Origin of the sequence: Bacillus sp. SIMBA_008 (assembly GCF_046535495.1) — a bacterium.
Lineage (GTDB): Bacteria > Bacillota > Bacilli > Bacillales > Bacillaceae > Bacillus > Bacillus subtilis.
The window spans coordinates 1-258 of sequence record NZ_JAWRWL010000749.1 but is presented as its reverse complement, the minus strand read 5'-3'; the positions used below and the strand labels follow the sequence as shown (position 1 = coordinate 258).

At 48.8% G+C, this 258-nt stretch carries 1 pseudogene; it reads left to right on the top strand.

What is annotated here, in order from left to right:
* Positions 1 to 258: pseudogene (locus SB658_RS25275) on the top strand (3-hydroxyacyl-CoA dehydrogenase); the annotation flags it as partial.

The following is a 258-nucleotide window of genomic DNA, read 5'->3' as shown; positions in this document are numbered from 1 at the left end:
ATACAAGACGCCACGATGAAAACATTTGAAACAATTGCAATGGCGAAAGTATCCACTTCGGCAGAGGAAGCGCGGGATATGAACATGCTTCGCGCGAGTGACCGAATCAGTATGAACGGAGATCACTTGATCTATGATGCGAAACAACTTGTGCTCTCTCTTGATGAAGCGGGTTATCGTGCGCCGCTCAAGCAAAAGGTGCCCGTCATGGGCGAACCAGGCGATGCAGCAATGATATTGGCGGCTGAAAATATGAGA